8 protein-coding genes and 1 pseudogene are annotated in these 7,718 nt (G+C 64.2%); 1 reads left to right on the forward strand and 8 read right to left on the reverse strand.

The window, feature by feature from the left end:
- The 7 genes and pseudogenes from VG320_RS07605 to VG320_RS07635 form a co-directional block, all read right to left on the reverse strand.
- Positions 1-642 (reverse strand): annotated as a pseudogene (locus tag VG320_RS07605) (cyclase family protein); the annotation flags it as partial.
- A gap of 22 nt (positions 643-664) precedes the next feature.
- Positions 665-904 (reverse strand): hypothetical protein, encoded by a 240-nt coding sequence (locus VG320_RS07610; RefSeq protein ID WP_327199520.1) that lies wholly within the window; start codon positions 902-904, stop codon positions 665-667.
- An 8-nt stretch (positions 905-912) separates the two neighbouring features.
- Positions 913-1,971: an MFS transporter gene (locus VG320_RS07615; protein WP_327199521.1), complete on the reverse strand. Its 1,059-nt coding sequence runs from the start codon at positions 1,969-1,971 to the stop codon at positions 913-915.
- 51 nt (positions 1,972-2,022) lie between these two features.
- Positions 2,023-2,814, reverse strand: a complete 792-nt coding sequence (hpaI, locus tag VG320_RS07620; protein ID WP_327199522.1) for a 4-hydroxy-2-oxoheptanedioate aldolase — start codon at positions 2,812-2,814, stop codon at positions 2,023-2,025.
- Positions 2,789-3,271, reverse strand: coding sequence for an MFS transporter (locus VG320_RS07625; RefSeq protein ID WP_327199523.1), 483 nt, complete (start codon positions 3,269-3,271; stop codon positions 2,789-2,791). The genes hpaI and VG320_RS07625 overlap by 26 nt, the downstream gene beginning before the upstream one ends.
- Complete coding sequence (locus VG320_RS07630) at positions 3,184-4,122, reverse strand: MFS transporter (RefSeq protein WP_327199524.1); 939 nt, start codon at positions 4,120-4,122, stop codon at positions 3,184-3,186. Before VG320_RS07630 ends, VG320_RS07625 begins: the two co-directional genes overlap by 88 nt.
- A 55-nt stretch (positions 4,123-4,177) precedes the next feature.
- Complete coding sequence (locus VG320_RS07635; protein ID WP_327199525.1) at positions 4,178-5,725, reverse strand: altronate dehydratase family protein; 1,548 nt, start codon at positions 5,723-5,725, stop codon at positions 4,178-4,180.
- A 221-nt stretch (positions 5,726-5,946) separates the two neighbouring features.
- Between VG320_RS07635 and VG320_RS07640 the strand changes: the two genes are divergently transcribed.
- Positions 5,947-6,966 (forward strand): LacI family DNA-binding transcriptional regulator, encoded by a 1,020-nt coding sequence (locus VG320_RS07640; protein ID WP_327199527.1) that lies wholly within the window; start codon positions 5,947-5,949, stop codon positions 6,964-6,966.
- Between the two features lie 103 nt (positions 6,967-7,069).
- Here VG320_RS07640 and VG320_RS07645 read toward each other — a convergent pair.
- On the reverse strand, positions 7,070-7,718 hold a 649-nt coding region (locus VG320_RS07645), incomplete at its 5' end, for a porin (protein ID WP_327199526.1).

Below are 7,718 nucleotides of genomic sequence, written 5' to 3' on the forward strand. Positions count from 1 at the left end.
CGCGTCCATGGCCGCCATCAATTCGTTGTAGCCGATGCGCAGCGGCAGCGCGCCGAACTGGCGCTTGAGATCGACCATCACCGCGCGGCCTTGCACGCAGGTCGCCGCCATATGCTCGATACCGAGCCGGTAGGCGCCCGACGGGCGCCCGGATTGCGGCAGCGGTTCACCCGCCTTTTCGTCGCGGTAATCGAGCGGACCGACGACGTCGTCGCCCGCGCGAAAGCCGTTGTAGAAGCACATCTCCGGCTTGCCGTCGCCGTCGGCATCGAACCATTGGCCCATGTGCGCAAGGCTGTCCCACTGCGTCGAGTACTGCAGCGCGAGCGTGACCGTGTCGTCGCAGATCACATCGGTCAGGCTCGCGTTGTCGCGCGACAGGGGGTACGTCATGTTCGGCATCTCGCCGCGCATCGTGGGTTCGACGCGAGGCGGCGCGCGGCGCGGATTCAGCACGCGGTCGCCGGGACAGTCGAGTGGCAGACTCAAACAGAACGTCCGCCCTTCGCGCGCCTCGCGCAGACCTTCCAGCACCTTTTCGGGCGTAATGAGGTTCAGACGGCCGAGCTGGTCATCAGCGCCCCAGTCGCCCCACGTAGAGTCGGCTGGACGGCGGGTCCAGCGCCGAGCGGTGGTGTTCATCGACATATTCCTGTTTTCTTGTTCAGCGCGCGGCATTGCCCGCTGCCAGCATCGGCGCCGCGGTTTCGTTACGCGCCGCGTCGGCTTCGGTGTTGCCCTCGGCTTCCTCGCCGCGTGGCATCCAGCGCGACGTATCGAACAGGCTGATGGCGATCAGCAGCAGCGCGCCGCCCGCGATGAACGTAGCCATGCCGAACTTGAGGCCGAGCGTGGGCGTGACAAGCGCGATCGCATACGGCGCGATCACGCTGATAGATGTCATCGCATAACTTATGCCGATGCCGGTCGCGCGACCCTCCACGGGAAGCGCCGTGCCTGGTAAAGCGGCATGATGCCGAACAGGCCGTTCGCGAACATGCCCATGCAGAATGCGCCCACGCCAAGCAGGAAGTGGCTTTGCACAAGCGTGTAGAGCACCGTCGACGGGATCACCACGCAGAGGAACATGCAAATCGTGCGGCGCTCACCGAAACGCGCGGCCGAATAACCCGAGAGCGGTTTGCCAATCACCGAGCCCACCGAATACGCGATCACAAATGGGAAAATCTGGCTCGAATCCAGATGCTGCGTGGTCAGCAGGAAAGTCGGATACAGCACCTGCACGGCCCACAGCATAAAGTTGATTGCCGCCGAGAAGATCCACGCCTGCAACACGGCAGGATTGAAGATGAAGGATGCGCGCGCACCGCGGCGCTTCTGGTTTTGCTGTTCGCGTTCCCAGTCCGGAGACTCGCCCACGTTGCGACGCAGGAACAGTGTGAGCAGCGCGGGCAGCACGCCGAGAAAGAACATCCCGCGCCAGCCCATCACCGGGAAGAGGAAGCGGAACGCAAGCGCCGCGAGCAGATAGCCGAACTCGTAACCAGCCACCATGATGCCCGAGGCAAGCGGACGAATCTTCGCGGGCACCGTTTCCATCAGCAGCGCGACGGACGCTGTCCATTCGCCACCGAAGCCGATGCCGAACAGCACGCGCATCGCCATGAACGACGCATAGCTCCATGCGAGGCCGCTCAAACCGGCCGCGCACGAGAACCACAGCACAGCCGCCATGAACACGACCTTGCGGCCAAAGCGGTCGGCGGCGAAACCCCAGCCGATGGTGCCCGCGACTTTCGCGAAACCAGTCGCAGTCACCACGAAGGCCATCGCGGGCAGACCCACGTCGAACACCTTGCCCAGATGCGGAATCAGGAACAGCAGAATGGTGAAGTCGAAAGCGTCAAGCGCCCACCCTGCCGTGGCGGCGAAGATGACGCGCCAGTTCTCGCGCAGGGCTGCGACGTGCGTGCCGGTTTGCGCGGGGCGCTTGACTGCGAAATCGTTCATGTCGAGTCTCCTCCTTTATTGATCTGCGGCCGGTGCGCGCGGCTTCGTGGATCAGTCTCCCGTGCGCACGTCCGAGAAGTCGCGTGCGAGCTTGCGCGCCGCATTCGCGAACATCAGGATGTCGACGCCCGTAGCCACGAACGTGCAGCCGAGTTCGAGGTAATGGCGCGCGAGCGCGGGGTCGGACGTGAGCGTGCCCGCGGCCTTTCCCGACGCGACGATCGTGCGGATGGCGTTGTCGATGGCCTGCTGAACTTCGGGATGTGTGGCCTTGCCGCGATAGCCCATCGAAGCGGCGAGATCGGCCGGCCCGATGAACACACCGTCCACGCCGTCCACCGCGCAAATCGCTTCGAGATTGCCAAGCGCCGTGGTCGTCTCAGCTTGCACGAGCAGGCACACCTCGTCGTCGGAAATATCGAGGTAGTCGGTACGCAGGCTCCAGCGCGACGCGCGGCCCACGGCGCTGCCCACGCCGCGCACACCGTGCGGCGGATAACGCACAGCGCAAACCAGCGCGCGCGCTTCGTCCGCGGTATCGACCATCGGCACTAGCAGATTGCGCGCGCCGATATCGAGCAGGCGCTTGAGCAGCACGGGATCGCCGCTAGCGGGACGCACCACGGGCTCGCCCGGATACGGCGCGACGGCCTGCAATTGCGAGAGAATCGTGCGCACGTCATTGGGCGCGTGTTCGCTATCGATCAGAAGCCAGTCGAATCCCGCGGTCGCGCTGACTTCGGCGAGATACGGGTCGGCCATCGACAGCCAGAAGCCCACTTGTTTGCGCTTCGCGGCCAGCGCCGCCTTGAAAGGATTAAGCGCCGAGGTTTGCTGGTTCATGAATGCGTGTTTCCTGTGAAGGGTCGCCGAATTGAATGGGTTCCACCTTCCCGAGGAGGAACAGATAGTTGACGATCGCGATGGCGATCAGCGCCGACGAGAACAGCAGCGCGGGCACGAAAGAACCGGTTGCGCCAACGATGGCGCCCGTGATGACCGGGCCGATCACGCCGCCCAGATTCGACACGGTGTTTTGCAGGCCCGCGACCATGGAAACGGCATTGGGCGGCGCAACGTCGCCGGGCAGCGCCCACACCTGCGAGGCCGCCACGGTGGTCCCCGACTTCGCGATGCACAGCAGCAAAACGGCCAGCCAGGCGGATTGCGCAAACGCCGCAAACCCGATGCTCGACGCCATCAGCAGACCGATCACGAGAAACAGCTTGCGCGTGGCGGTAAGCGAAAGCCTGCCACTCGCGAAGACGCGGTCCGAGGCCCAGCCCGCCAGAATTTCCACGAAGATCGAGGCCAGCAGCGGCAGCGACGCCATCCAGCCCATTGAAGCACACTCATGCCGCGCTCCTTCATCAGATACGAGGGCAGCCACGTGATGAAGAAGTACGAGTTGTAGTTGATCATGAAGAAGCCGATGCACATCGCCCACACGTTGCGATGCGCGAGCAGCTTGCGCCATTGCGGGCGTGCAGAAACTTGCGCGCCGTGCAGGTTGCGGTCGCTTTCGATGTGCGCGAGTTCCGCTGGGCTTACACGCGGATGCTTCGCGGGTGAATCGGTGAAGCTCACGAGCCACACCACGAACCAGACGATGCCGAGCAGGCCGGTGAGCGCGAAGGTCATCTTCCAGTCGAACACGGCCAGCATCCAGGCGATCAGCGGTAACGCGATCGCACCACCGAGTTTCGAGCCGCTGTCGAAAATACCCGCCACGGTCGCGCGTTCCTTGCGCGGAAACCAGCGCGTCGCGATGCCCGCGTTGCTCGGGTACGCGCCCGCCTCGCCCACGCCCAGCGCCACACGCAAGGCCACGAGCGAGCGGAAGCCGCTGGCGAGGCCCGTCATCGCGGTCGCGAGCGACCACCAGAGCACCGCGAAACCCAGTACCTTCTTCTGACCGTAGCGATCGGCGAGCAGGCCCGCAGGCAACTGCAGCAGCGCATATGACCAGAAGAACGCCGACATGACGATGCCCATCTGGATCGCGTCGAGATGGAACTCCAACTGAATTTTCGGCGCCGCCGCCGAGAGCACCGTGCGATCGATGTAGTTGATCGCGATCGCGGCCCACATGAGGCCCGCGACCCACCAGCGCATGTTCGAGCGGCCCGGCCGCTGAGCAGATTGCGGCATCTGCTGTCTCCTACGTGTTTTATTGATCTCAAAGCAACGCGCGAGGCTCGCGCACTCAGCTCACGATGCCCATGTGCCAGGGCACGAACTCGTTGTCGCCGAGTCCGAGCAGTTCGCTCTTGGTACGCTCGCCCGATGCCGCGCGCACGATCAGATCGAAGATGTCCTGCCCCATCTCCTCGATGCTGCGCTCGCCGTCGATCACCAGACCGCAGTTGATGTCCATGTCCTCTTCCAGACGCGTGAACATTGGCGTGTTGCTCGCGAGCTTGAGCGTTGGCGCGGGCTTTGAGCCGAACATCGAACCGCGTCCCGTCGTGAAGCAGATCAGGTTCGCGCCGCTCGCGATCTGGCCCGTGACCGCGACCGGATCGTAGCCGGGCGAATCCATGAACACGAAACCCGCGCGGTCGATCGGCTCCGCGTATTCATACACGGCTTGCAGCGGCGTTGTGCCGCCCTTCATCGCAGAACCGAGCGACTTTTCGAAGATGTTGGCGAGGCCGCCCTGCTGGTTGCCCGGGCCGACCACGCCGTTGAACTGACCATTGTGACCGTGCGTGTAACACTCCCACCACGCGAGCCGGTCGAGCAGTTTCTGGCCGACTTCCGGCGATACGGCGCGACGCGTGAGCATGTATTCGACGCCGTGAATCTCGGGCGTTTCCGAAAGAATCGCGGTGCCGCCGTGGCGCACGAGCAGGTCCATCGCAGCGCCCAGCGCGGGGTTCGCTGTGATGCCCGAGAAACCGTCCGAACCGCCGCATTCGAGACCGATCTTGAGATGACTGACCGGCACGGGCGTGCGCACGATGTCGTTTGCGGCGGCCAGCATCTCCTGTACGGCTTTGATGCCTGCTTCGATGGTGGCGCGCGTGCCACCCGTGTTTTGCATGACGAGCGCGTGCACGGCCTTGCCCGTCTTGAGGCCTTGCGAGTCGAGCAGATCGCCGACCTGATTGCGCTCGCAACCGAGTCCGACGATCAGTACACCACCGAGATTGGGATGGCGCGCATAACCGGCGATGGTGCGGCGAAGCACGTCGAAGTGCTCGCTCGGCGAGGACATGCCGCAGCCGCTCGTCTGCGCGAATGCGACCACGCCGTCAACGTTGGGATAGTCGCGCAGGCGCTCGGGCGTGAAATAATCGGCGATATGACGAATCACCGTGGCCGAGCAGTTCACCGAAGCCATGATGCCGATGAAGTTGCGCGTAGCCACACGGCCGTCGGGACGCACGATGCCCTGGAAGGTCGCGCGCTGGTCGACCGGGACATAGTCCACGGGCCTGACGTCCAGGCCGAAGCCCGGATCGCGTTCGAAATCGACGAGCGTGATGTTGTGCATGTGCACGTGGTCGCCGGGTTCGATGTCGCGCGAGGCCACGCCGATCACGGTGTCGTACTTGCGGATGGGCTCGCCCGCCGCAATACGGCGCGCGGCGACCTTGTGGCCCGCGGCGACCTGCGCGCGCAGACGGATCGCTTCGCCTTCGATGGTGATCTGGTGGCCGATCGTCAGCGGCTCGCGCGCGATCAGGACGGTATCGTTCTGGTTGAGCCGGATGAGCGGCCCGTTATAGGTCTTGCTGGACTGGAGCATTCGCCTGTCTCCGTGCATCGGAGGGACGGTGCCGCTCCGATCACACTCATAATCATGACGCCGCGCTGGGGAACGCTCGGCCTTTTCGTTCTGGAATCACGTTACCGGTTAATGTAACCGGTAACATTGATGTCATCGTAGTACAGTTTTGGGATAATTGACAACACCTTTTTGCAGCAGGAAAACCCGCGCCCGTGACAAAGAACCCGACAGAAACCGCCCTGCCCGCCGCCAACCCCGCCGCGCGGCGCGCCCGCAAGAACACCGGCCGCGTCACGCTCAGCGATCTGGCCAAGCTGATTGGCGTCACCAAGGTCACCGTGTCGCGTGCGCTCAACAATCCCGAGCTGGTGTCGGTCGAAACGCTCGAACGCGTGCGCGAGGCGGTGCGACAGACGGGTTACACGCCCGACCTCATCGCGGGATCGCTCGCGTCCAACCGCAGCCATCTGGTCGTGGCCCTGATTCCGGCGATGGCTGGCAGCATCTTCCAGGAAACCGTGGCCGCGCTGACCGCGGAACTGGCCGCGGCCGGTTTCCAGCTGTTGCTCGGTCAGAGCGGCTATGACGAATCACGCGAAGAGGCGCTGCTCGACGCCATCATCGGGCGGCGTCCTGCGGGCATCGTGCTCACCGGCGTGATCCACTCGGAAGCCTCGCGGCAGAAGCTGCGCGCGGCGGGCATTCCGGTCGTGGAAACGTGGGACATCACGCGCTCGCCGCTCGACATGCTGATCGGCTTCTCGCACACGCGCGTGGGCGAAACGGCGGCCAACTACTTGCGCGAACGCGGCGCGCGTCATCCGGCCATCGTCACACCGGGCGATCGTCGCGCGAAGCTGCGCGCCGACGCCTTCATCGAAACCTTCGGCGGTGACGTACCGGTGGCGGCCATGCCCTCGCCCGCGCATCTCGGCGACGGTCGCCGCGCGCTGGCGCAGTTGCTCGATGAGCATCCGCAGATCGACGCCATCTTCTGCGGCGCCGACATCATGGCGCTGGGCGTGCTGATGGAAGCGCACGCTCGCAAGCTCGACGTGCCGGGACGCCTAAAGGTGATCGGCTACGGCGACCAGAATTTCGCGGGCGACACCGATCCGGCGCTCACGACCATCCGTATCGACGGCACGAAAATCGGCAAGCTCGCGGCGTCCATGCTGATCGAAAAGATTGAAACCGGCACGTGCAAGCGCGCGAAGATCGACGTCGGTTTTACGCTGATCGAGCGCGGCTCGGCTTGAGGTTTTCATCGTCGCTTGAAGCGGCGCTTCACGCTGTATAAACAAAAGGCCCCGCAATCGCTGCGAGGCCTTTTTTTACGACGTTTTCTACGCTAATGCGCGATTAGAACTTCGTGCGAATGCCCGTGAACACATCCACCTGACGGTTCGTCGACGACGCGCCGCCCGCATACGCGATCGACGCGATACGGCGATACGTCGAACCCACGCGCGTCGAAGCATCGCCCGCCGCGAGCTGGTAGGTAGCAGACACATAGACGTCGGTGCGCTTCGAGAGCGCGTAATCCACGCCCAGCGTGAACTGCTGCCACTTCGGGTCGAGCGATGCGCCGCCCGTGCCCGGCAGATTGTTCGCGCGGCCGTCCGTGAACGTGTAGATGCCGATCAGCGTGGTGGCCGGCGTGAGCAGGTAACGCAGGTTGGCGTCATAGTTGTTGAACTTGCGCGACGAGCCGTCCGTGTAGTCCAGTTGCGTGTGGCTGAACGCGAAGCCTGCAATGGCCTTGCCGATCTTGTAGTTTGCGCCGGCCGCCGCGATCTGCTGGCGCGCGACGCCACCGTCGAGGTTGTAGAAGAACGCGCCGCTGTAGTCGTCGCCGCTCGTGGTCGACGTACCGCCGATTGCGCCGCCCGTGTTGGTGGTCGTGTTCGGATGATCGAGCAGCACATAGCCGCCGCCGATCGAGAGCGGGCCGTTCACATAGCTCGCGGCAATACCCCATGCGCGGTTGTTTCCGAAACCCGTGCCCGTG

It is taken from the genome of Paraburkholderia sp. (assembly GCF_035948235.1).
In the GTDB taxonomy this organism is placed as follows: Bacteria; Pseudomonadota; Gammaproteobacteria; order Burkholderiales; family Burkholderiaceae; genus Paraburkholderia.

What these genes read in the sequence shown, in the direction of transcription:
- VG320_RS07610 (WP_327199520.1), bottom strand. Translation starts at nt 904, where the DNA reads ATGACATCTATCAGCGTGATCGCGCCGTATGCGATCGCGCTTGTCACG.
- VG320_RS07615 (WP_327199521.1), bottom strand. Translation starts at nt 1,971, where the DNA reads ATGAACGATTTCGCAGTCAAGCGCCCCGCGCAAACCGGCACGCACGTC.
- hpaI (WP_327199522.1), bottom strand. Translation starts at nt 2,814, where the DNA reads ATGAACCAGCAAACCTCGGCGCTTAATCCTTTCAAGGCGGCGCTGGCC.
- VG320_RS07630 (WP_327199524.1), bottom strand. Translation starts at nt 4,122, where the DNA reads ATGCCGCAATCTGCTCAGCGGCCGGGCCGCTCGAACATGCGCTGGTGG.
- VG320_RS07635 (WP_327199525.1), bottom strand. Translation starts at nt 5,725, where the DNA reads ATGCTCCAGTCCAGCAAGACCTATAACGGGCCGCTCATCCGGCTCAAC.